Source organism: Psychroflexus sediminis, assembly GCF_900099815.1.
GTDB classification, from domain to species: Bacteria; Bacteroidota; Bacteroidia; order Flavobacteriales; family Flavobacteriaceae; genus Psychroflexus; species Psychroflexus sediminis.
The window spans coordinates 16,662-38,951 of record NZ_FNCW01000004.1 but is presented as its reverse complement, the minus strand read 5'-3'; the positions used below and the strand labels follow the sequence as shown (position 1 = coordinate 38,951).

Genomic DNA, 22,290 nt, shown 5'->3' with positions numbered 1-22,290 from the left:
TATGAAATTAGTTTCAATTTTGTGAGAAAATAATCAAATAAGACTATAATTGTATTATAAAAGTTAATTAACCCAGCTAGTTCAAAGTTTAATAAACATTAAATCATGAAATTAAAAAATACTCTATTGCTTATTTCATTCTTAGTTTTACTGATTTCCTGTAATGATGATTCAATTTATGTAATCACAGATGACTACGAAATTGATATTCAAAAAGCTTCTGGTTTTCATAATGATTTCACCAATAGATATGAAAAAAAGAATTTAATGGTTAATGCTGAAAGGATAAATCTTAAAGAATTGTTTGCAGTATTGATTAAAACAGATTCAACTAGCATTAAAGTAAAAAGTAAAGAATTTAAGGGTGATTATTTTACGGTATTAATAGAACAAAAGAGCAACGAAAAATCTGTTCGGCAACAAATTATTGAAGATATCCTAAACAAGTGGGATTTAAAGTTAACATCAAAAGCACAACCCACATTCAAACTTCAAATTCAGGATACGGCCAAGTTTCTTGAGCACAGAAGCAATTCAGAAAATGAAACTTCAAGAATCTTTAAAAACAATAACTCTATTAAAATAAAGAATACTGACTTATCCATGATAGCAAAGCTGATGAATTCTGAATTTTCAAAAAAAGTGTTAGCAGATACTACTTCAGAAAGAATTAATTACAGTTTTAAAAGAAATTCTTTTGAAGATTTAAAAGCCAAAATGGAAAAAGAGTTGGGTATAGAATTTACAAAGGCAACTACTCCTCAGCTGACCTATATTATAGAAAGTAAATAGCGTTTTTTTATTTCTCAGGAATAACTCAATTATTCCAATGCTTTAACCAGGTTGTTTAACTATTTCTAACCAGCAGTAAACAGTTTAAATCTTCCTAAAGTTTAATGCCTCACAATTTTCAATTTAAAGTTTAAGAATGCTTTATCCTTTGTTTTCCGTTCATTAATAACTCATGGCTATTTCTTTGGGTTTTGAGATCATCTTCGCGACTTACATTATACTGGTGATTGTTCCCTGCTTATACTTAAGCCTGGAAGATATCAGGTTATTTTTTAAGAAAGACGCTTCGGTAAAGAGAAAATCTGAGGTCAGGGAAACTGAATAGAATCTGATTAGTGTTTCTTTTAAAAGAAGAGGGGGTTTCGATTCAAAAAATTATAATTAAGCCAGAAAGGCAAAATAAATGACTTGTTATAACTATCTAAAAACTTTTAGAGACACATTAAAGTTAACTAAATTAGGGATTGTTAAAGCAGGTCTAAATTATAAAACCTAGTGGAGACAAAAGATTTTACAGAATAGGGCTTTACTTAAAAAAGAAAGACGTAAAAAACTATAGAAAGTCACATAGTTTTTATGTTTAAAAAAATTGTTCAGTGACTGAATTTTAATTTAATAATAAAATTATGATTGAATTTTTAGACACAAAAAAAGAGAACTTAATTGCAGTTGAAATTAGGGGAAAGGTGTCAAAAGAAGACATACAAAAATTTCACCCACTCATTCAGCATATTCTTAATACTAATGAAAAAGTAGAATTTTATATAGAACTGCATGATTTTAAAGGCTACGATCTTGAAGGATTTTGGGAAGGTCTGAAAATAGATTCTTCACATATTTCAGATTACGGCAATATGGCTATCGTCGGCGGAAAAAAATGGCATGAATGGGCTGCCGAAGCCACAGATTTTTTCACAGATTCTGAAGTGAAACACTTTGATTTAGAAGAAAGAGCATCTGCTAAAAAATGGATTGGCATGTAAAGGGTTTAGGGCCTAATTCGAACTAATTTTTAGCGACTTCTAAATTTTAGTGTTTTGGAATTGAAATATCTGCGTTTGTTTAAAAAACTCAGCAATACTAAAATTGAAAGCGAATACAAATGATTAAAATACATATAATGAAAACAAGATTATTTAAAACAGGGAGTATGTTAAGCCTAATTATCTTAATGCTTACGGCATGTGGAGGAAACACAGATGTTGTGGATTCAGGGACTTATGAAGGTACTATTGAGGAAGTAGAGGCAGACAAAACAGAGATTTATGTAAAAACATTAGATGATCAAACCTTGGAGCTTTATTTTACCGATCAAACCACACTTACCAAAAGTGGTGAAAAAGTAGATTTTTCAGCCTTGCAGAAAGGCCAAAGAGTGGTGGTAGAAGTAGAAAGAGTTGGAAAGCGTCTCGATCCTCTTTCAGTGAAAATCCTGGAATAAAATGACTGAGCTGCCTGAATTTTGGCGAACGGAAATTTGGCATCCCCTAGTAGTTCACTTTCCCATCGCTCTTCTGTTAGTAGCTTCTCTATTTAAAGTTTTAAATCTTTTTCTAAAAGGACAAACTTGGAAAGGGGGTGGAAGTGTTTTACTTTTACTCGGCATATTTGGAGTTTGGATAGCTATTTATACGGGAAATCTAGCAGATGGGATTGTTTCGAGAACACTATGTGATCCAACAGTATTGGAAGCTCATGAAAATTCAGCTTATACATTAGCTTGGTTATTTACAGCAGCTTTTTTGTTGGACGCAGCATCCGCATTTAAACGGTCTAAAAATTATGTCAAATGGCTTAAACTTATCGTAGTCATACTGATGTTGATAGGTTCGGGATTCATGGTTTACACAGGACACTTAGGTGCCAAACTCGTTTATCAACAAGGTGCTGGAGTATATATGCCTTCACAAGACTGTGTTGAGTTCAGCGATTGAAAAATATTAGACTTATAGAATTAATTATAACTTAAAAAATATACATCATGACTTACTATCATTCAACCTTGTTAAAGAACAAATCTTTTGACCAGGCCATCGATTTGATTACTGAATCTCTTAAAGAAGAAGGTTTTGGGATTCTTACAGAAATCGATATCAAAGAGACCATGAAGAAAAAGATGGATGTAGATTTTCGTCCTTACAAAATCTTAGGCGCTTGCAATCCGCCATTTGCTCATAAAGCACTAATGGCTGAGGATAAAATTGGTACTATGTTACCGTGTAACGTTATCGTTCAGAAACTGGACGAAGGTATTGAAATAGCGGCTATAGACCCTGTAGCTTCAATGCAGTCTGTAGGCAATGATAGCTTGTCTGAGATTGCCAATGAAATCAGAGAAAAATTAAAAAAAGCGGTCGACAACCTAAATTAATCTGCGGATTTGAATAAAACAACTTTCCACATTAGCCAGATGGATTGCCCTTCAGAAGAGCAGATGATTCGCATGAAGCTGGAAAATTTTGACGAGGTTAAGCAGCTTTCCTTTGATATTTCCAACCGAAAACTTGAAGTCTATCACACCACTAATCTGAGAGGCATTCATCAGGCGATTCATGAGCTTGGGCTTAAGGACGAATTAAAAAGGACAGAGGAAGCAGAACTGCCTGTTGCTAACAAAAACGATAACCAGCAACGCAAAATCCTCTGGTGGGTATTGGGTATTAATTTCACGTTCTTTGTCGTTGAAATGACCACGGGTTGGATTTCCAATTCCATGGGTTTGATAGCGGACTCTCTGGATATGCTCGCCGATTCTATTGTTTATGCGCTCAGTCTTCTGGTGGTCGGTTCAACTGCACTTCGGAAGAAAAAAGTGGCAAAAGTGAGTGGTTATTTCCAGATGCTTTTGGCATTGATCGGTTTTTCAGAGGTTCTGAGACGATTTTTTACTGACAGTGAAACCCCCTTGTTTCAGTTTATGATTATCGTTTCCATTTTTGCTTTAGCGGGTAATCTGGTTTCGCTTTGGCTGATCAACAAAAATCAGAGCAAAGAAGCACATATGCAGGCGAGTTCCATATTTACTTCCAATGATATTATTGTTAATGGCGGAGTTATAGTGGCAGGGATTCTGGTTTATTACCTGAATAGTAAATGGCCGGATTTGGTTATTGGTGGACTAGTTTTCACTTTTGTCATACAAGGCGCCTTTAGGATTCTAAAACTGTCCAAATAAAATGGCACATCACCACGATCATTCTCACGGTACCGGTAATTTAAAAGTTGCCTTTTTTCTAAATCTAGTGTTTACGATTATAGAAATAATCGGTGGTATTTATACCAATAGTTTGGCTATTTTATCGGATGCTTTACATGACCTGGGGGATAGTCTGAGTCTGGGGCTTTCATGGTATTTTCAAAGACTTTCAAACAGGGGACGAACCCAAAATTATTCATACGGTTATAAGCGTTTTTCTTTATTAGGGGCAATCATCAATGCCGTAGTACTAGCGGTTGGTTCTACATTTATTCTAACTCAGGCCATACCACAGCTATTTAATCCGGAAGAAACACATGCTGAAGGCATGCTTTACCTGGCTATTCTTGGGATTATTGTGAATGGCGCGGCAGTTTTTAAACTGAGAAAGGGTGAATCCATGAATGAAAAGGTGGTGTCTTTACACCTGCTCGAAGATGTGCTTGGCTGGGCAGCGGTTTTAGTCGGAAGTATCATTATGATGAACTTCGATGCGCCCTTTATCGATCCGTTTTTATCCATTTTGATATCGCTATACGTGATTTACAATGTTTACAGAAACCTGAAGAAAAGCATGCAGGTGATTTTGCAGGCGACCCCTTCAGAGGTTTCCCTGGATGAGGTTAAAAGCCAGCTTTTGGACATGTCTGAAATTATAGAAATTCATGATCTCCACGTCTGGTCTTTAGATGGAAACTATAACGTGATGTCAGTTCATGTGAGATTAGAACAAGATTATAAGCTCTCTGAAGTATCCGATTTGAAAGAGAAGATGCGTTCCAGACTCCACGATGAATCTATTGAGCATATCACCATCGAATTTGAAGGCAAAGATGAAGACTGCAGTTACGGGAAATCTAAAATTTAAATAAAATCTACATTTTTAAACTTTTCTATTCTCTTCATTTACCTGAATTTTTTTCTAAATTTACTTCCATATACGTCAAAACATAAAGGCTTGGAAGACAGTTACAGACAGCAGGGTAAACGCAAATTACTGGTAGAATTGATTCGGGAAAAAGGCATCAAAGACGAGAAGGTTTTGAATGCCATCAACTCAATTCCCAGGCATTTGTTTATGGACAGTAGTTTTGAAGACCATGCCTATCAGGATAAAGCATTTCCTATTGCTGCAGGACAGACCATTTCTCAGCCGTTTACCGTTGCTTTCCAAACGGAGCTGCTTCAGGTCAAACCCGGAGATTTGATTTTGGAAGTGGGGACGGGAAGTGGTTACCAGGCGGCTGTGTTATGTGAATTGGGAGCCAAAGTGTACACCATTGAGCGTCAGCAAAAACTCTACAAAAAAACCAGGAACTTCCTGGAGCAGCTGGGATACAGACCCAAATTTATGAGTTTTGGAGATGGTTATAAAGGGCTTCCAGAGTATGCGCCGTTCGATAAGATTATCGTAACTGCAGGGGCTCCTTTTATTCCAAAGCCTCTGCTGTCTCAGCTTAAAGTTGGAGGCAGGCTTGTGATCCCCGTAGGGGAAGATCCGCAAATTATGACTTTACTGACAAGAACTACACCTACAAAATTTCAAAAGGAAACCTTCGGAGAATTCAGGTTCGTTCCGCTGCTGGAGGATAAAAACTAAAAAGGTTTAGAATTGATCCAGTAATTTGATGCCGAAGATAAGGGCACCACTTTGCCAGCCGCTTTGGTAGGGCTTGACATAATCGAGCCTAAAAAATCTGAACTCTCCAAACCCCAAATTATCCAAGCCGACAGAAAATTCAGAATACGGGTTGCGGGCATCCGTAAACAGGCTTTTAGCCCCTATAACCAGATTGAAATTGAGTTGATTGAGCAAGGGTACCTTGTTCAGAACATAACTTTTAAAGTTGTGTTCTACATGAACGTCTGCATAATGTGAATTGGTTGAAAGCGCATAATAAGGCAATAGATTAAATTGGTTGAGGTAATTTTCTGAAGTGCCTATTCTGGTTTGATTGCCTGCGAAATGCTTATAATCTAAAAATGAAATTTCGTCGGCATTAAAGAATAAGCCACCATTTAAACTATAAGCCAATTCACCAAACCGGGAGAGGGTTTTAGTCTGAGTAAGTCTGACTTTTAGCAAATCAAAATGGTAATCTTTAAGATCTGAAGCCATCCCCTTTTCATACAGAAAACTCAAGACGGGAAACTTATTGCTGTAGGTATTGTATTTTCCATTGGGCGTCAGTACATATTCCTGGTCAAAATTGAGTTCTCCGGCGATTCTTAGCTTACCGATATTATGTGAAGGAAATAGCAGTGAGCCAAAATCCTGTGGTGCCAGGGGGTTGTTGGCTGTGAATCCTCCATTTTCATTAGGGATTATCGGTGAGTTTGTGGAATTGATTAAGGCTCGCCTTCTCTCAAACTTAAAAGCTGCACTCATCCTCAGTCCGTTGAAGACCTCCTGACTATAACTGACTTCACCGAAAGTAGTTTCGTATAATTTGAGATAATTTCTTTCAAAAAAGACAGAGGCCAGTGTAGATAAGCGTTCATTGATAGGGTTGGTAGAGTTGATTTCTTCCAGCTTAGTTCCTCCGGAAAGACTGAGGAAAGGTCTGGAGAAATTATTGAATTTTTTAGTCCACTTTCCATAAACTCTTAGCTTTTCTTCAGAAAATCCATAATCGAAAAAGGAGCGGAGTTCCCAAAACCTTCGGTAGGTGCCTGCGGTATCTTTTTGTCTGAAATAGACATCAGATTTAATATTAAAGCCCTGAACGGTGTTGTTATTGATATCGGTAAGCCCAGTAAATCCAGCTTCCCGATGAGTGGTTGAATTCTGCCAGGAATAGCCGAAAACAGGATCGGTTAGGCTGAAGGTATTTCTAACGGCATCAATAGAGTCTTTGTAGGCCGGGGAGTTTTTGAGCGTTTGAATACTGTCTTTGAAAGCGTAATCCTTCAGCTCTAAGCTCGTCAGCGGCACCGGCCTGTTTTTTTTCCAAAACAAACTGTCTTTGGTGTTGGCTTCTTTCTCAAAAACGATAATGGCATTGTTGAAATCCTTAGAGGTGAGTCCGGGGTTGAAGTCATAGTTTTGATAGGAAGCGACAAAGTCTCCGCCTCCTGAAACCCCAAATATTCCCCAGCTGAAGGAAATATCCTGGGAGATCAGTGCCCAGAATGCGTTCTCTTCGCTGTATTTAAAGGTTTGGTTGAGATTGATTTCGTCAACCACTTCAATTTGCAAAGATTTTCCAGTGGTTTTTAATTCAATGCCATAAATCTCCCAGGTATCTTCCAGGATATACATATGGCCGCTAAATACAATATCATTGGGGCGTTTGGGAATCACTTTAATTTTATTGACAAGAAATTTATCGTTGTCATAAAATGTTCCAACGAGTTCATAATCGTAATAGGATAATGCAAAATCGGCGATAGGTGATACCAGATTATTTCCTAAATCAATGGTGTTTTCATAAAATGAAAAATTGAAATCTTCTGCAGAATTAAAACTAAAGCCCCTGTCGTTTCCGCTTACTTTGGAAGCGATGATGCGCTCTTTAAACTTATTGGGAGCTTTATAAGCTATTTTAGAAACCGTTTCACTTAAGTAAACCACACCACTTCTAGTGGAATCCAAACCTCCACCGAGATCGCCCACTTCCTGGCCAAGTATTTTTTTTGGTGCGTTTTGAATTTCCCAGAGTCCTTTGGAATAAAAGTCAGCTTTAAATTCTTTGATCTTTGCTAAGTTCTCCTTGCGTTGAGCAATGGCGTTTCTGATAATGGCATAAGCAGGATCTTCGCTACTGGTGATCACCACATCATCCAGGCTGGTCACTTTTTCTGAAAGCTGAACTTCCAGATAAGTTTCATTCTTTTCAAGAGTTCTTCTTTCGGTTTCAAAACCCAGAAACTTGAAAATAAGAACCTGGGATTTGGCTAACTCTATATTTAGTTTGAACTCGCCGCTGGCATTGGTCGTCGTTCCTGTAAAAGTCCCTTCCACATAAACGTTTACATTTTGAAGAGGCCGTTTTTCAGTATCTGTCACTTTCCCGGTAATCTGAGCCTGAGCAAACACTGAAAAGAATAAAAAGCAAAAAAGGAAGAGTTGATGTTTCATCGAGATGCTTAGCTCTTTCTAAGTATTGTAAGTTTTATTGATGCGGTTAAGCTTCCGCTTCGTATCTCTATCCTTTATGGTTTCACGCTTGTCATGCAGCTTTTTACCCTTACATAAAGCGATTTGTAATTTTGCAAAGCCTCTGTCGTTGAGAAACAATCTTAATGGAATGATAGTAAGTCCTGTGTTTCTAACTTCTTTATAAAGCTTTTTCAGTTCTTGTTTATTGAGTAAGAGCTTTCTGGCATTTTTGGGTTTATGATTGAAGTGCGTAGCGTGAGAATACTCCTGGACGTCCATATTGATCACAAAGAGTTCTCCTTTATCATTGAATTCACAAAAACTTTCGGCAATTGTAGCTTTACCTTCGCGAATGGATTTGATTTCGGTGCCGGCTAATACAATTCCTGCTGTATATTTGTCCAGGATTTCATATTGAAATCTTGCTTTCTTATTCTTTATATTGACTTTATTTTTTACCATAGAGTTTCAAGTAATTCGTTCAAAAATAAGACTTTTGAAAGGATAGAGGTAAGTAGCGACTAATGTTTATGGTTAAATTAATACTATGATGAACTATATTTTTGGACTTTTAATGATTGCGTTGGTGAGTTGTCAAGGATCTGATACGACTCCTGCTCCAGAAGAAATTGTAAATAAAGCCATTGCTTACTCAGGCAAATCGAAGCTGAACTCCAACATTCTCAAATTTGATTTTCGAAAGTATACGTATAAAGCTATTCCCACCTGTGACGGGTTTAGATTTGAAAGAATTTCTAAATCAAAACCTATCCGAGACGTATTAGTCAATGAAAAACTTACGCGTTATTACAAAGATTCACTGGTAAAACTGGCAGACTCTACCGCTTTTTCCTATTACGAATCCGTCAATTCTGTTCATTATTTCACGCAGCTCCCCTTAAGACTGAAAGACGAAGCTGTCAATTTATCTTATCTTGGTAAGGAAGAGATTCAGGACAAAACCTATCATAAACTGAAAGTCAAATTTTCTGAAGATGGGGGAGGAGTAGATTTTGAAGATGTCTATATATATTGGTTTGATGTGGAAGATTTTTCTATGGATTATTTAGCTTACAGCTTTATAGTCAATGAAGGTGGTCTGCGTTTTAGAAAAGCGATCAACAGAAGAACGATAGAAGGTGTCGTTTTCCAGGATTATGAAAATTATAAACCAAAAGTAAAATCAAAAAACCTTAAAGGTCTGGCAGACCTATTTGAAAATGATAAACTCGAACTTTTATCTGTTATAGAAAACAAGGATATAAAACTAACTCCAGTTGAGCTTAATTGTAAGTAAAATCCTCAGGAACTTCTCTTGTGATCATAGAATCTTTAACACTTAGGTCTTTTTCAACTTCAACTTTAAAAAAAACGTCATAGTTACTTTCATCCAGGTCCTGATATTTTTTTTCTGAAATGATTTGGTTGACAAATTTTGGATTGGTGTTGCTATGTCCCACCACTATAACATTTTTTCCATAAGTTTCTTTCCAAAACTCCTCGGTAAACAAGGTGTCTTTTTGGGCATTGTAACTTTGGATAGTTCCTTCAAATTTATGAACAATGGGGATAAGTGTTTGTAAAGTCCGGCTATAATCAGTAGAATAAAACAAGTCTAAATCTTTATCAGCAAAATAAGCTGCCATATAATTGGCTCTGCGAAGGCCTTCTTCGGTGAGATGAGGATCCTTTTCCTGAGGCTGGGATGTGTCTTTTTCCGCATGTCTTAAAAAATAATATGTCGTGTTTTGAGGGTCTTGACCTTGAGGAATATCGTAAGGAAAAGAAGATGTGCTGGATTCGCTACAGGAGGTCATAAAAATTAACATTAAGATAAATATGTAAAGTGGCGTAGATTTCATTTAATTCGATTTTAATTCTAAAACAATAAATTGATTTAGCTGAGGTCCAAAATTACTGAAATTATCATCAGAGGTAAGGATCAAAGCTTTATTTCCATTGGGCAGTATAGGACCAAAGCAAATTCCCTCCAGGTTGTCCACAATTTTATCAGTCAGTTTAGATTTGATGCTTTTAAAATCAAAAAGGAGGCTCTTTTTGGCATAAACTATGTTTTTGGAAGCCGTGCTAAGTGCCTTTGTGTCTTTGATGTCTGTGGCTTTACTAATATCAATCAGAAATAATTTCACTCGGTTGCCATGGCTTTTATGACCTGCTGAATAAGACCTTTCTAAGACAATGAATCTATTTTCATCGAGCTGAAGGAGTTCTGTCAATCCATTAACGGCAAACGGAAGAAGCGGAATTTTTATAATCCTATCCAAATCCATGGCATACTGCCTGGTAATTTGATTTAGATCTCTATCATAATAGCTTATTCGAACAGGTGAATTGGTAGTGTAAAGCTTTGGAGCCTTACCATCATTTTCCAGGGGAAGCTCGTTGGCAAACCAAAATCCGTTCGAATTTGAGCTCATGGATAATCCCTCGAAAACGCCATTATGCCTGGGCTGGTTAGTACCGTTTGGCAGAAAGTAATCCGGCAGCGGATAATGTTCAATAAACTCGGCGTTTTTGCTTATCTTAAAAATTCTTGGAGGAAGATCTTTATTGATGTTTCCTTCGGTAGAAATCAGGTAATCCATCCCATCATACCGAACAGACTCCATATCCAAAGCATTTTTCTTATAAAAAGCATCCCTCTTGAGTTTTAAGACCGATGTAAATACAAGGGTGTCAAGAGTATAGCCATCGAGATTAAATTCAGCAGAAAAGAGTAAAGGATTAGAAGGAGAGTCATTGATCATAATGAGTTCTCCAGCTTTAAAATCAATTCCTGAAATTCCACCGTAGGTTTCCCCTTTAACGTCAAAACCCGCGGGGAGTGTGTATTCGTCCAAAAATTCGACTTCCAGGTTTTGGTGTTCTAAAGCTTTGGTAGTACCGCAACCTATAACTAAAACGAAGAAGAGGCCCAGGCCTAAAAGTTGAGTTAAATAAGAACGAATTAACATATAACAAGGAATTGTATAGTAAATTAGAATTATAAATCTAAAACTAAATATTATGAACTTAGATCAATTAGAGGGAAAATTTAAAGAAGTTAAAGGTAAATTCAAGCAAAAATATGCTGAACACATTTCAGAAGACGACTTGCAGTATTCTGAAGGCAAGTTTGATGAAATGCTCGGTAAACTTCAAGAAAAAACCGGCAAAACCAAAGAACAATTAAAAGAGGAAATCGATAATATGTAACATTACATTTCTTTAAATAAGAATAGCCCTGTTGCGACAAGTAGCAGGGCTATTTTGTTTTATTTGCTGATTACCTCTACAAGTTCTACGTCAAATATTAAAATCGAATACGGAGGAATAGGACCTGTTGCTCTTTCGTTATACGATAAGTGGGGTGGAATGATGAATCTTGCTTTTTCACCCTCCTTTAAAAGTTGCAGACCTTCGTCCCAGCCTGGAATGACCTTCCCAACCCCCAGTTTAAATTCAATGGGTTCACCGCGATCGAGTGAGGAGTCGAATTTTGTACCGTCCGTAAGAAATCCCTCGTAATGCACCTTAAGCATATCTCCAGGTTTAGGAGATTCCCCCGTGTTCACTTTTTTTGTGATGTCATACCTTAATCCACTCTCAGTCACTTCATAGCCTTCAGAAAGTTCTTTCAGAACTTCTTTTCTTTTTTGGGCATTTTCTTTTAGCTTGTTTTCGTAAGCTGCAAAGCCTTCTGTAAAAGCTTCAACAGCATTAAAATTTTCAGCAGCAGTTCCTTTTCTTATAATATTGACTTTCTCGATAAAAACCTTCTGCAAAGGTCTGTCAGCTCTGTTGGTTTCAACATTGCCAATGGAGTCTACGACGTCATAGTTTTCAACCACTTTGCCAAAAACACTGTGTTTATTATCCAGGTCAGGTGCAGGCCTTAATGTGATAAAAAACTGGCTGCCATTCGAGTTTGGACCTGAATTAGCCATAGATAAAACTCCTTTTTCGTCGTGCGTGTGCAGTTGGCTAAATTCATCTGGAAACGTAAATCCGGGGCCACCTCGGCCAGTTCCTCTGGGATCGCCGGCCTGAATGATAAAATCTTTTACCACTCGATGAAAAATCAGGCTGTCATATAATCTCTGGTCTTTGTAACGGTCTTCAGTTAAAGGATGAATGCCCTCTGCATGTGCTACAAAATTACCAACAGTCATTGGGACGTCCTGAAAGTATAATTCAGCTATAAAATCCCCTTTCGAGGTTTCAAATTCTGCATAAAGCCCGTCCTCCAATTCTGAATAAGGAGAAGAGCAGGCTTGAATAAGGAAAGCCAGTAAAGCAAGTAGCAATAGTGAAAATGATTCTTTTTTATGTTTATTCATGTGTATTTTATTAAAGCTTTAAACTTACTGTAGATGTCTCTAAACTTAAAAACATTTACTGTCAATGTCTATAGTTGACAGTAAATGTTTGAAAGCCAGTTTATGTATAGTGGGATTATTTGTCTACTTCGAGTAGTTCAACTTCAAACTTAAGAATGGAGTTAGCAGGAATTGGTCCAACCTGTCTGGGGCCGTAAGCTAACTCAGAAGGAATAACGAATTCAGCTTTTTCTCCAGTTTTTAAAAGCATTATGCCTTCATCCCAACCTGGAATAACCCTACCGGTTCCTACGGCAAATTCGATAGGTTGATCCCGGTCTATTGAAGAGTCAAATTTTGTACCATCCAAAAGATATCCTGAGTAATGCACCTTGACCATATCTCCAGCCTCTGGTGATACCCCATCCGGATTTTCTGTGGTGATGTTGTAACGCAGTCCGCTATCTGTTACTTCAAATCCCTCGCTAGCCTCTTCTAGTTTTTCCTCTCTTAAGGCCAGGGCTTCTTTTTTCTCTTCTTCAGCCTTTTTTAGACCTTCCTCGAAAGCTTCAACTGCATCAAAAGCTTTTGCATCACTACCTTTTCTTATAATATTAACCGTTTCAATAACCACATCTTCAACAGGTCTGTCTCCAGGTTTTTTGGTTTCCACTTTTCCAATGCTGTCAACAACTGCTTCGCCAACTACCAATTTTCCAAAGACACTATGTCTGCCATCCAAATGTGGTGTGGGTGCAAGGGTGATAAAAAACTGGCTACCATTTGTACCTGGTCCGGCATTGGCCATTGAAAGCACTCCTTTTTCATGTGTAAGTTCGGGGTCGAATTCATCTGGAAAAGAATAACCGGGTCCGCCCTGACCTGTACCCTCAGGATCACCGCCCTGTATCATAAAACCATCGATAACTCTATGGAAAATAATGCTGTCGTAGAATTTTTCATTTTGGTATTCCTCGTCAACTTTCGGATGATTCCCTTCGGCTAAAGCGACAAAGTTACCTACGGTCATTGGTACTTTTTTGTAGTAAAGCTCGGTAACAAAATCTCCCTCTGAAGTCTCAAACTCTGCGTAAAGCCCATCTTCCAGTTTTGGGTATTCGGACGAGCAGCTATAAATTAAAAGACCTATTAAAGCAATTAATGATAATTTCAGTGTTTTCATAGTATTCAAGTTTTAATCAGTTTTTGGTTTTATTTCATTTAAAGTAACAGTCGCTTTTAAAGCTACATGAGTGCCTATTTTATCGTTATCGCCATAATACCCATAAGCTTGATGAGAGGGGAATAAAAAGGTGATAGTTTCACCTTCCTTCATCAGTTTCAGCCCTTGACGAAGGCCTGTGAAAATTTCTTCCTTATCAATGACATAAGCTCTTTCACCAAGTTCCTTTCTAGAGTAAATCGTATCTCCTTGTAAAGTGAGAAGGTTGTAATTGAACTCTACTTCATCACCAAATTGTGGCGTGAGGGTATCTTGTTTATTTTGTTCATTGTAATAATACCAAAATCCATCAGCAGAAGTAATATAAGTGTTAGCCGAATCTTTTTTGATCAGTTCTCGGATATAAGACTCTTCTTTTTCAACAATAGCTTTATTCATTTTTAAAGACTTATTTGTAAAACTTTTGGAAGCCCTACTTACGGGTTTTCTTGGTTCAGGAGACTTGCATCCCTGAACCAAGAAAAGGCAAAGCACTATATATAATACTAATTTCATATGAGTTCTTTTTTATAGGATTTCAATGTGTTTTCAAATTCAACTAAAGTCGACTCGAGACTTAGATCGCTTTTACCTCCTGCTGCATTTTTATGACCTCCCCCACTATAATGCGATCGAGCGAATGCATTCACATCAAAATCACCGATTGATCTGAAGGATATTTTGACAATTTTTTCAGATTTGTTTTCAATGAAGATCACTGCAAATTTAATTTCTTTTAAAGATAGAGCATAATTTACAAAGCCTTCTGTATCTCCTTTTTTAAAGCCATGCGTGTCAAGATCCTCTTGAGATAAATAAGTATAAGCTGTACTAAAGTCTCTCAATACTTTTAAGTTCTGGAGGGCTTTACCAAGCAGGTGAAGCCGGCTTTCTGCGTTATTATCGTAGATGTCCTGATGAATCTGACTGTTTTTTGCCCCAGCATCAATCAGGTCTGCAATGATTCTGTGCGTTTTACTGGTCGTTGAAGGGAACCTAAAAGAACCTGTATCTGTCATTATGCCGGTATACAGACAACTCGCTACTTCAGCTGTTAATTTCTGTTCTAAATATTCTGTCGTTATAAACTCATATACAAGTTCGCAGGTTGAAGCTATATGCGTATCGACAAGCATAAACTCAGCATAATCCGAAGATTCCTGATGATGATCTATCATTACAAAACTCGTGTCCAGGGTTTTGAGAAACTCGCCCAGATTACCAGTTCTGCCGAGATCATTGAAGTCTAAAGTAAAAACAAAATCAGATTCCACTAATTTTTTTTCACATTCAGCTTGATGTGCATCGTAACAAAGGACCTGATCAATACCTGGAAGCCATTTGAGAAAATCCGGAAATCCGTTGGGCATAATGACCTGAGTTGAAATTCCAAGTTTTGCCAGAAATAATGACAGACCCAATGTTGAACCTAAAGCATCACCATCCGGGTTTTTATGACCTATAATACTTACTTTTGAATCTGTACTCAATTGGCTTTTAAGCCCATCGATTGAATTTTTTCTCATAGTTTTCAAATGTACGAATTCTTAATAATGCAATAACACTGGAAGTTCTAGATTTGCCAAAAATGTTTAAACATGAATAATAGATTCTTAGTACTTGTTTTAGCTTCAATCCTGTTAGGGTCTTGTAAACCTAATTCTCAAGGAAATTCAGAAGAAACAGCTGATACCGATCAAAAAACTAATTTTAAAATTGCTTTAGGAAGTTGTAACCGTCAGGATATGCCCCAGGATTACTGGTCTGTCATCCAAAAAGATTCTGCAGATATATTTATTTGGGGAGGCGACAATATCTATGCTGATACCCCAGATATGGAATTGATGGAAGCTAAGTATGATTCACTTAAGCATAACACCCATTACCAATCTTTCGTGAGTGAACTTCCTTATGGCGTTATAGGCGTCTGGGATGACCATGATTACGGTAAAAACGATGCTGGTAAAGAATGGAAATACAAAGAAGAAGCAAAGACCCTCTTTATGGATTTTATGGACATAGATTCTACAGATGCTATGGCAAACAGGGGAGGAGTCTATCAGGCTCAAAGTATTCAGATTGGTGGTAAAACCATCAAATTTTATATGTTGGATACGCGTTACTTTAGAGATGGATTGCTGAAGGCAGAAGATTCCAGGAGAAGATATAAGCCATATACCTCAGCAGATTCTACACTTTTGGGACATGAACAGTGGAAGTGGCTTGAAGAGGAGTTTAAAAATTCGGAAGCGGACTTCAATATCATCGTGAGCAGTATCCAGTTTCTATCCAGTGAGCACGGATTCGAAACCTGGGGTAATTTTCCTCATGAGGTTGAAAAATTGCAAAGCCTACTTCTGGAATATTCGCTTGATAATGTATTGATGTTAAGCGGGGACAGACACATTTCAGAATTTTCTCAAAAGAAAATCGAGGGACTGGATTATCCTTTAACTGATTTCACCTCCAGTGGCTTAACCCATGCGTACTCTTCTTATGATGGAGAGCCAAATCAATACAGAGTAGGCGAAGTTGTTGCTAAAACCAGCTATGGAATTGTCGATTTGGATTTGGAAAATGAAGAAGCGGAATTAAAAATAAAATCGACTAAAGACGGTGATGTGATTCAAAATTTAAAACTGAGTTTCTCAAAGTAGGAAGCAGGTAAAAGTCTTTAGAATTGCTTACTTTTGCTGCTTATATAAAAAATAAGACAATGGCAGGAAATAAAACATTTACCATGCTTAAGCCAGATGCAGTATCTAAAGGCTATACAGGAGAAATCCTTAAACAAATTACTGGATCAGGTTTTAGAATCGTTGCGCTCAAAATGACGCAAATGACAGAACAGGATGCTAAAACCTTCTACGAAGTTCATAAAGAGAGACCTTTTTATGGAGAACTTGTAGATTATATGACCAGCGGACCTATCGTCGCTGCAATTCTTGAGAAAGAAAATGCGGTTGATGATTTCAGAACACTGATTGGTGCTACCAATCCTGAAGAGGCTGCTGAAGGCACGATTCGTAAAAAATATGCGGCTTCCATCAGTGAAAATGCTATTCACGGAAGTGACAGTGATGAAAATGCAACAATCGAAAGCAACTTTCATTTTTCCGGAAGAGAGCAGTTTTAGTATTTAAAACGAGTTATATAAAAAAGGGCTGTTTCAAACGAAACAGCCCTTTTTTGATTCATCAGAGAACTCAGTGATTTATAATTCGAATTCTATACCTAATGAAACGGAATCAAAAGATCCATAGTCTTGATTTATTCCTCTGTAAGCAAGAACGATATCAATGGCCTGGGTTACTCCGTACTGAACTTTAGGTGCGTAATAGAAGCCTTCGTCAGTTGAGTCTGTAACACCTGCGGCAAAACCGAAATCAGCTCCAATGGCCAAATTTTCAGTAGCATTAAATCGGCCTGAAACTGCTACAGGTAAAAATCCGAAATCGTCTAAATCTACATTATTTGGATCATCACTAAAATAATGGTGATAACCGGCAGTTACCCCTAAGTCGAATCTTTCAGAAACATTCCATAAATAATTGGCATCCAGGAGCAAACCAGCAGTAGATAATTCTTCTGTGTCGGCTACAGGAAGTGCTCCGCTTAGACCTAGATTAAATTCCTGAGCATTCATACTTAAGGTTGAAACTACAAAAGCTGCTAATAAAATTACTTTCTTCATGTCTATTGATTTTTATGGTTATTACTATCGCCAAGCTAACTTTATTTTTTGAGTTGTTTATTTATTTTAAAACCTCTTAACGCCTTTTTTAATTAATTTTATAACTTATATTTTTTACGAATAAATTTACACATTAGGCTTTCAAGGCTTATTCCTGCTCAAATGTTTGATACAATAATCAAATGTAAAACAGTCATTTTATCCTGATTTTTAGCTACTTATCAAATGCATAATTATGATTAATGGATAAACAACTCACAAAAACGATATGGATGAAAATGCTAACATAGAAAGCAACTTTCATTTTCAGGAAGAGAGCAATTTTAGTCTTGCTATAATGCTGAATCAAAAAAAAAGCTGTTTCAAACGAAACAGCCCTTTTAAGTTAAGCTTAGTTTTGGATTATAATCCAAATTCAACACCTAGAGAAAGAGAGTCAAAAGAACCTCCATCCCTACTGATCCCTTTATAAGCTAAAACAATATCTAAAGTTGAGGTCAAACCATACTGAATTTTTGGAGCATAATAAAAACCTCCATCATTTCCGTCCGGGCTTACTCCGATAGCATAACCAACATCTGCACCAAAAGTTATGCTTTCATTCAAATTTAGACGAGCCGCTGCAGCAACTGGAAGAAATCCAAAATCGTCTACTTCAACCATTAAACCGCCTAAATCAACATCTTCACCGAAATAGTGATGATATCCTGCTGTAACTCCTAAGTCAAATTGTTCTGACACTTGCCATAAATAATTGGCATCAATATTAAGGCCAAAACTTGTAAAATCTGCAGCATCGCCAGTCGGTAAAGCACCACTGATACTAACATTTGTTTCTTGAGCACTCATACTTAAGGCAGAGATTAAAAACGCTCCTAAAAGAAAGATATTTTTCATTTTGAATATTTTTAAATTGATAATTATTTTATCAAAAATAGTAAATATTATTAATATGACATTTATTTTAAAAATAATTCAATAATATCATCAGATTTATGCTAATGTATAAGTGTCTAGTATATTCTTTTAACATTAGCTTTGGTTTATTTTGGCTAGCACGGATAAAGTCAAAGGAGAGTAGGTATAGAGAGTCAATTCAATTGCGTTTACCGCTTTCAGTGTAACAGATCGATTAAGTCAGCTCTTTTTTTGTTTTAAAATACCTTAAAAAAAAAGCCCTTTCCTTAGAAAGAGCTTTTTTGTGGTATAAAGGGTATTTACTTAGCTATATTGATGGCCCTGGTTTCCCGGATCACCGTTACTTTTACTTGTCCAGGGTAGGTCATGTCCGTTTGTATTTTTTGGGAGATTTCAAAGGATAAGGCTGAGGCTTTTTCATCGGTTACTTTTTCACTTTCTACAATGACTCTCAACTCTCTTCCTGCCTGGATAGCATAAGCTTTTTTCACTCCGCCAAATCCAAAGGCAATCTCTTCAAGGTCTTTGAGTCGTTTTACATAGGAGTCCAGAACTTGTCGTCGAGCTCCTGGTCTTGCGCCGCTTATGGCATCACAAACCTGCACCAGTGGAGAGAGCAGGGAAGTCATTTCCACTTCATCGTGGTGAGCTCCTATAGCATTGCAGATTTCTGGTTTTTCACCGTATTTCTCTGCCCACTGCATTCCTAAAATAGCATGTGGAAGTTCGGTTTCGTTTTCGGGAACTTTACCGATATCATGGAGTAATCCGGCCCGCTTGGCAAGTTTTGGATTTAGTCCGAGTTCTGAAGCCATAATGCCACACAGGTTGGCGACCTCTCTGGAGTGTTGCAGAAGATTCTGGCCGTAAGACGATCTGTATTTCATTCGTCCTACCATCTTGACAAGCTCGGGATGTAAGCCGTGAATGCCAAGATCGATGATTGTGCGCTTACCTATGTCTATAATTTCTTCATCAATCGCTTTCCTGGTTTTCTTGACGACTTCTTCAATTCTTGCCGGGTGAATTCGGCCATCGGTTACCAGTTTATGTAAGGACAGTCTGGCGACTTCACGACGTATAGAGTCAAAACAGGATAAGATAATAGCTTCAGGAGTATCATCGACGATGATTTCTACACCCGTAGCCGCCTCAATAGCTCTTATGTTTCGACCTTCACGACCAATGATTCTACCTTTAACGTCGTCGCTTTCCAAATTGAAAACCGAAACACAATTGTCTATAGCTTCTTCAGTTCCAACCCTTTGTATGGTGTTGATCACTATTTTTTTAGCCTCCTGCTGTGCTGTCAGCTTAGCTTCTTCAACCGTATCCTGTATCATCTGCATGGCCTCAGCTTTAGCGGTTTCCTTGAGCGACTCCATAAGTTGCGCTTTGGCATCTTCTGCACTCAGTCCACTTAACACCTCTAATTGGTTGATTTTACGCTGAAGAATTTTATCGATTTCCTCCTGCCTTTTCTCCAGATATTCATTTCTGTACGAATAATCTTTTAGTTTTTCTTCAAGTTCTGAATTGAGTTTCTTGTTTTTAGAAAGTTCATTGGACACCTGGGATTCTTTGTCTTTCGTCCTTTTTTCAGCTTCGCTTATTTTTTGATCTCTGGAAAGGATAACCTTCTCGTGCTCAGATTTAAGTTCTATAAACTTTTCTTTGGCTTGAAGTATTTTGTCTTTTTTGACGCTTTCTCCTTCTTTTTCAGCCTCTTTAATGATTTTTTGAGCTTCTTTCTCGGCACTTTTCAAAGTGCCGGTAGCAGCTTTGCTGTCGATGGTTTTCGAAATTATAAAACCGATGATAAGACCTGCAATTGCTGCTATTATAATAAATGTAATTTCCATAATTGTATATATAAAAAAAGCCTGTATTAGCCTAGTTTTGTATAAAACTCCGTGTAAACAGGTTTAGGGATACTCAGTTGATCAAGGATCCGCTGCACATAAGTGGCGGCTTGCTTTAGCAACTGAAACTCACCCTTTTTAAATAGTAAATGTTGAGTTTATCAAAAAGGTACGACTAATACAGGCAGTGTCGATTTATGTAATGAACGTTAGTTTAATTGATTTTTGAGCATTTCATCCAACTCTCCAAGTTTCACCTCCACTTGCTTCAATTCTGAAGACGAAGATAACTGATTTTGTTCGATTTCTGCAGCAAATTGTAAGGCACTCATGGCCAAGACATCTTGTTTATCCCTTACTGCATAGTCCTGCTCAAATTTCTTGATAACTTCATTGATTCTCTTGGCTGCTTTTCTCAGACCTTCTTCTTGCTCTGGTCTTATGGTAAGCGGATAAACCCTATCTGCAATCGATAATTTTATTTTGAATTTATCTGTAGCCATATTATTCTGCCAATTGAATAATGCAATTATCTATTTCTTTAATCAAACTATTTATTTTGAGTTTTGTTTCTCTTTTGTACTCGTTACTGCCTAGCATAGCGTTAGCTGTTTTGAGCGTTTTGTTTTCTTGCTGTAATCTTTCTATTTCTGAATTTAATTCTGAAATAGTTTTAGAAGTAGAATCAAATTGGGACTTTAGATTTTTATGTTTAACCTTTAAAGTATTATGATTTGAGATTAATTTTTTCAAATTAACTTCTAAAGATTCAACGCTTACCACCAATTTACTCATTACAACTTTCGCATTGCTTTAAAGCAAATTTAGCATCTATTAATGAATATGACAACCTACTTTTCATAAAATTCAAAAATGAATAAGGATGAATATTGCAAATCAATTGCAAAACATACTTTAGATTTGCTCAAAATAATAAGGAATGACTTCAGAATTAATTTTTTATCTCATCATTGGTCTCATTGTCTTCAATTTTCTTTTGGAGAGTTTTTTAGATTATCTGAATTACACCAAATTTGATGCACAACCCCCGGAAGAGTTACAGGGGCTTTACGATGAATCCGAATACGTGAATTCACAGAATTACAAAAAGGATAAATTTAAATTCGGATTGCTCCAATCTGTATTCTCCTTAGCTTTAATCCTTATTTTTCTTGGTGTTGACGGTTTTGAGATCGTAAATGATATCGCCAATAGTTATGCAGATAATTCAATTCTAGTGTCCTTGTTTTTTTTCGGAATTTTATTTGCTGGAAGTTTTATACTCAATTTGCCCTTCGATTATTACTTCACCTTTGTCATCGAAGAGCGTTACGATTTCAATACGTCTACAGTATCTTTATTCTGGAAAGACAAGTTAAAATCAGTTTTACTCACTATCGTTTTAGGTGGTCTTATACTTAGCTTGATTTTGGTATTTTATAAATATGTTGGAACCGATTTTTGGTGGTATACCTGGATTTTGATTGCCTTTTTTTCAGTACTGCTGAATATGTTTTATGCCAAACTCTTTGTTCCGCTTTTTAATAAGCAAACCCCATTGGAAGAAGGGGAGTTAAGAACTGAAATCGAAAAATATGCTACCAAAATGAATTTTAATTTAAAAAACATCTTTGTTATTGATGGTTCAAAAAGAAGTAAAAAAGCCAACGCTTATTTTTCCGGGTTTGGCAGTGAGAAGAGAATTACACTGTACGATACATTGATTGAAGATTTAGACAAACAAGAAATCGTAGCTGTTTTGGCGCATGAAGTCGGCCATTATAAAAAGAATCATATTCTTATTAATCTTTTTGTGTCTATTATCACAACTGGTTTTACGTTATGGTTACTCTCCTTGTTTGTAAGTGAGCCTTTACTTGCGCATGCTTTAGGGGTAGAAAAGCCAAGCTTCCACATTGGCCTGGTCGCTTTTAGTTTTTTATATGCGCCAATTTCCCTGCTGACCGGCATTTTGACGAATATTCTGTCAAGAAAATTTGAATTTCAGGCAGATGATTTTGCAAAAACAACCTATTCTGCTCGGTATTTGATTTCAGGATTGAAAAAACTATCTAAGAAAAGCCTGAGTAACCTCACTCCACATCCAGCTTATGTGTTTTTTCATTATTCTCATCCACCTCTGTCAGAAAGGCTGAAAAATTTGAAAAATAATTCGTAATTTCAT

General features: G+C 36.9%; 26 protein-coding genes and 1 other RNA gene. 13 read left to right on the top strand and 14 right to left on the bottom strand.

Annotation, left to right across the window (positions count from 1 at the left end; genetic code table 11):
* The first annotated feature begins 105 nt into the window (after positions 1 to 105).
* From BLP81_RS04545 to BLP81_RS04510, 8 genes are all read left to right on the top strand, one after another.
* Positions 106 to 792 carry a hypothetical protein gene (locus BLP81_RS04545; RefSeq protein ID WP_093366241.1) on the top strand — a complete coding sequence of 229 codons (687 nt, stop codon included), beginning with the start codon at positions 106 to 108 and terminating at the stop codon, positions 790 to 792.
* Positions 793 to 1,418: 626 nt separating this feature from the next.
* Positions 1,419 to 1,775, top strand: coding sequence for a SpoIIAA family protein (locus BLP81_RS04540; RefSeq protein ID WP_093366239.1), 357 nt, complete (start codon positions 1,419 to 1,421; stop codon positions 1,773 to 1,775).
* Between the two features lie 137 nt (positions 1,776 to 1,912).
* Entirely contained in the window at positions 1,913 to 2,233 is a 321-nt protein-coding gene (locus BLP81_RS04535; RefSeq protein ID WP_093366237.1) for a hypothetical protein, read from the top strand.
* A 1-nt stretch (position 2,234) separates the two neighbouring features.
* Positions 2,235 to 2,726: a DUF2231 domain-containing protein gene (locus tag BLP81_RS04530; RefSeq protein ID WP_093366236.1), complete on the top strand. Its 492-nt coding sequence runs from the start codon at positions 2,235 to 2,237 to the stop codon at positions 2,724 to 2,726.
* Between the two features lie 47 nt (positions 2,727 to 2,773).
* A complete protein-coding gene (locus tag BLP81_RS04525) occupies positions 2,774 to 3,163 on the top strand; it encodes a DUF302 domain-containing protein (protein WP_093366234.1) in 390 nt (129 codons plus the stop codon).
* A 9-nt stretch (positions 3,164 to 3,172) separates the two neighbouring features.
* A complete protein-coding gene (locus BLP81_RS04520) occupies positions 3,173 to 3,967 on the top strand; it encodes a cation diffusion facilitator family transporter (protein WP_143002812.1) in 795 nt (264 codons plus the stop codon).
* Position 3,968: 1 nt separating this feature from the next.
* Positions 3,969 to 4,856 (top strand): cation diffusion facilitator family transporter, encoded by an 888-nt coding sequence (locus BLP81_RS04515; RefSeq protein ID WP_093366230.1) that lies wholly within the window; start codon positions 3,969 to 3,971, stop codon positions 4,854 to 4,856.
* A gap of 90 nt (positions 4,857 to 4,946) precedes the next feature.
* Positions 4,947 to 5,588, top strand: a complete 642-nt coding sequence (locus tag BLP81_RS04510; RefSeq protein ID WP_093366228.1) for a protein-L-isoaspartate(D-aspartate) O-methyltransferase — start codon at positions 4,947 to 4,949, stop codon at positions 5,586 to 5,588.
* A 6-nt stretch (positions 5,589 to 5,594) separates the two neighbouring features.
* Here BLP81_RS04510 and BLP81_RS04505 read toward each other — a convergent pair whose 3' ends face one another.
* Positions 5,595 to 8,069 (bottom strand): DUF5686 and carboxypeptidase regulatory-like domain-containing protein, encoded by a 2,475-nt coding sequence (locus tag BLP81_RS04505; protein ID WP_093366226.1) that lies wholly within the window; start codon positions 8,067 to 8,069, stop codon positions 5,595 to 5,597.
* A gap of 18 nt (positions 8,070 to 8,087) precedes the next feature.
* Entirely contained in the window at positions 8,088 to 8,552 is a 465-nt protein-coding gene (smpB, locus tag BLP81_RS04500) for an SsrA-binding protein SmpB (RefSeq protein ID WP_093366224.1), read from the bottom strand.
* 85 nt (positions 8,553 to 8,637) lie between these two features.
* Here smpB and BLP81_RS04495 point away from each other — a divergent pair, with 85 nt between their 5' ends.
* The gene (locus BLP81_RS04495; protein WP_245686409.1) at positions 8,638 to 9,387 is read left to right on the top strand and encodes a DUF6503 family protein; all 750 of its coding nucleotides are present in this window, start codon (positions 8,638 to 8,640) and stop codon (positions 9,385 to 9,387) included.
* On the opposite strand, the gene BLP81_RS04490 is transcribed toward BLP81_RS04495, so the two are convergent.
* Positions 9,374 to 9,952, bottom strand: a complete 579-nt coding sequence (locus BLP81_RS04490; protein WP_093366222.1) for a SixA phosphatase family protein — start codon at positions 9,950 to 9,952, stop codon at positions 9,374 to 9,376. The genes BLP81_RS04495 and BLP81_RS04490 overlap by 14 nt on opposite strands.
* Positions 9,953 to 11,065: an esterase-like activity of phytase family protein gene (locus BLP81_RS04485; RefSeq protein ID WP_093366220.1), complete on the bottom strand. Its 1,113-nt coding sequence runs from the start codon at positions 11,063 to 11,065 to the stop codon at positions 9,953 to 9,955.
* A gap of 52 nt (positions 11,066 to 11,117) precedes the next feature.
* Here BLP81_RS04485 and BLP81_RS04480 point away from each other — a divergent pair, with 52 nt between their 5' ends.
* Positions 11,118 to 11,306: a CsbD family protein gene (locus tag BLP81_RS04480; RefSeq protein ID WP_093366218.1), complete on the top strand. Its 189-nt coding sequence runs from the start codon at positions 11,118 to 11,120 to the stop codon at positions 11,304 to 11,306.
* Positions 11,307 to 11,365: 59 nt separating this feature from the next.
* Here the strand turns inward: BLP81_RS04480 and BLP81_RS04475 are convergent, their stop codons facing one another.
* From BLP81_RS04475 to BLP81_RS04460, 4 genes are all read right to left on the bottom strand, one after another.
* Entirely contained in the window at positions 11,366 to 12,430 is a 1,065-nt protein-coding gene (locus BLP81_RS04475; protein WP_093366216.1) for a peptidylprolyl isomerase, read from the bottom strand.
* 115 nt (positions 12,431 to 12,545) lie between these two features.
* On the bottom strand, positions 12,546 to 13,592 hold the full coding sequence (locus BLP81_RS04470) for a peptidylprolyl isomerase (protein WP_093366214.1): 1,047 nt from the start codon (positions 13,590 to 13,592) through the stop codon (positions 12,546 to 12,548).
* 12 nt (positions 13,593 to 13,604) lie between these two features.
* Positions 13,605 to 14,147, bottom strand: coding sequence for a gliding motility-associated peptidyl-prolyl isomerase GldI (gene gldI / locus BLP81_RS04465; RefSeq protein WP_093366212.1), 543 nt, complete (start codon positions 14,145 to 14,147; stop codon positions 13,605 to 13,607).
* A complete protein-coding gene (locus tag BLP81_RS04460) occupies positions 14,144 to 15,157 on the bottom strand; it encodes a DHH family phosphoesterase (RefSeq protein WP_093366210.1) in 1,014 nt (337 codons plus the stop codon). The genes gldI and BLP81_RS04460 overlap by 4 nt, the downstream gene beginning before the upstream one ends.
* Before the next feature lie 72 nt (positions 15,158 to 15,229).
* Between BLP81_RS04460 and BLP81_RS04455 the strand changes: the two genes are divergently transcribed.
* Positions 15,230 to 16,288: an alkaline phosphatase D family protein gene (locus BLP81_RS04455; RefSeq protein WP_093366208.1), complete on the top strand. Its 1,059-nt coding sequence runs from the start codon at positions 15,230 to 15,232 to the stop codon at positions 16,286 to 16,288.
* A 59-nt stretch (positions 16,289 to 16,347) separates the two neighbouring features.
* On the top strand, positions 16,348 to 16,767 hold the full coding sequence (locus tag BLP81_RS04450) for a nucleoside-diphosphate kinase (protein WP_093366206.1): 420 nt from the start codon (positions 16,348 to 16,350) through the stop codon (positions 16,765 to 16,767).
* A 78-nt stretch (positions 16,768 to 16,845) separates the two neighbouring features.
* Here the strand turns inward: BLP81_RS04450 and BLP81_RS04445 are convergent, their stop codons facing one another.
* The 6 genes from BLP81_RS04445 to BLP81_RS04420 all read right to left on the bottom strand — a co-directional run bounded on the left by BLP81_RS04445 (position 16,846) and on the right by BLP81_RS04420 (position 20,900).
* Entirely contained in the window at positions 16,846 to 17,325 is a 480-nt protein-coding gene (locus tag BLP81_RS04445; RefSeq protein ID WP_143002811.1) for an outer membrane beta-barrel protein, read from the bottom strand.
* 402 nt (positions 17,326 to 17,727) lie between these two features.
* Positions 17,728 to 18,222, bottom strand: a complete 495-nt coding sequence (locus tag BLP81_RS04440) for an outer membrane beta-barrel protein (protein WP_093366202.1) — start codon at positions 18,220 to 18,222, stop codon at positions 17,728 to 17,730.
* Between the two features lie 320 nt (positions 18,223 to 18,542).
* Entirely contained in the window at positions 18,543 to 20,105 is a 1,563-nt protein-coding gene (rny, locus tag BLP81_RS04435; RefSeq protein ID WP_093366200.1) for a ribonuclease Y, read from the bottom strand.
* Between the two features lie 44 nt (positions 20,106 to 20,149).
* A non-coding RNA gene (gene ssrS, locus BLP81_RS04430) (6S RNA) lies at positions 20,150 to 20,263 on the bottom strand.
* A gap of 51 nt (positions 20,264 to 20,314) precedes the next feature.
* The gene (locus BLP81_RS04425) at positions 20,315 to 20,608 is read right to left on the bottom strand and encodes a cell division protein ZapA (RefSeq protein ID WP_093366198.1); all 294 of its coding nucleotides are present in this window, start codon (positions 20,606 to 20,608) and stop codon (positions 20,315 to 20,317) included.
* A gap of 1 nt (position 20,609) precedes the next feature.
* Positions 20,610 to 20,900 carry a hypothetical protein gene (locus BLP81_RS04420; protein ID WP_093366196.1) on the bottom strand — a complete coding sequence of 97 codons (291 nt, stop codon included), beginning with the start codon at positions 20,898 to 20,900 and terminating at the stop codon, positions 20,610 to 20,612.
* A gap of 145 nt (positions 20,901 to 21,045) precedes the next feature.
* On the opposite strand from BLP81_RS04420, the gene BLP81_RS04415 reads away from it, so the two are divergent.
* Entirely contained in the window at positions 21,046 to 22,284 is a 1,239-nt protein-coding gene (locus BLP81_RS04415; RefSeq protein ID WP_093366194.1) for a M48 family metallopeptidase, read from the top strand.
* The last annotated feature ends 6 nt before the right edge of the window (positions 22,285 to 22,290 follow it).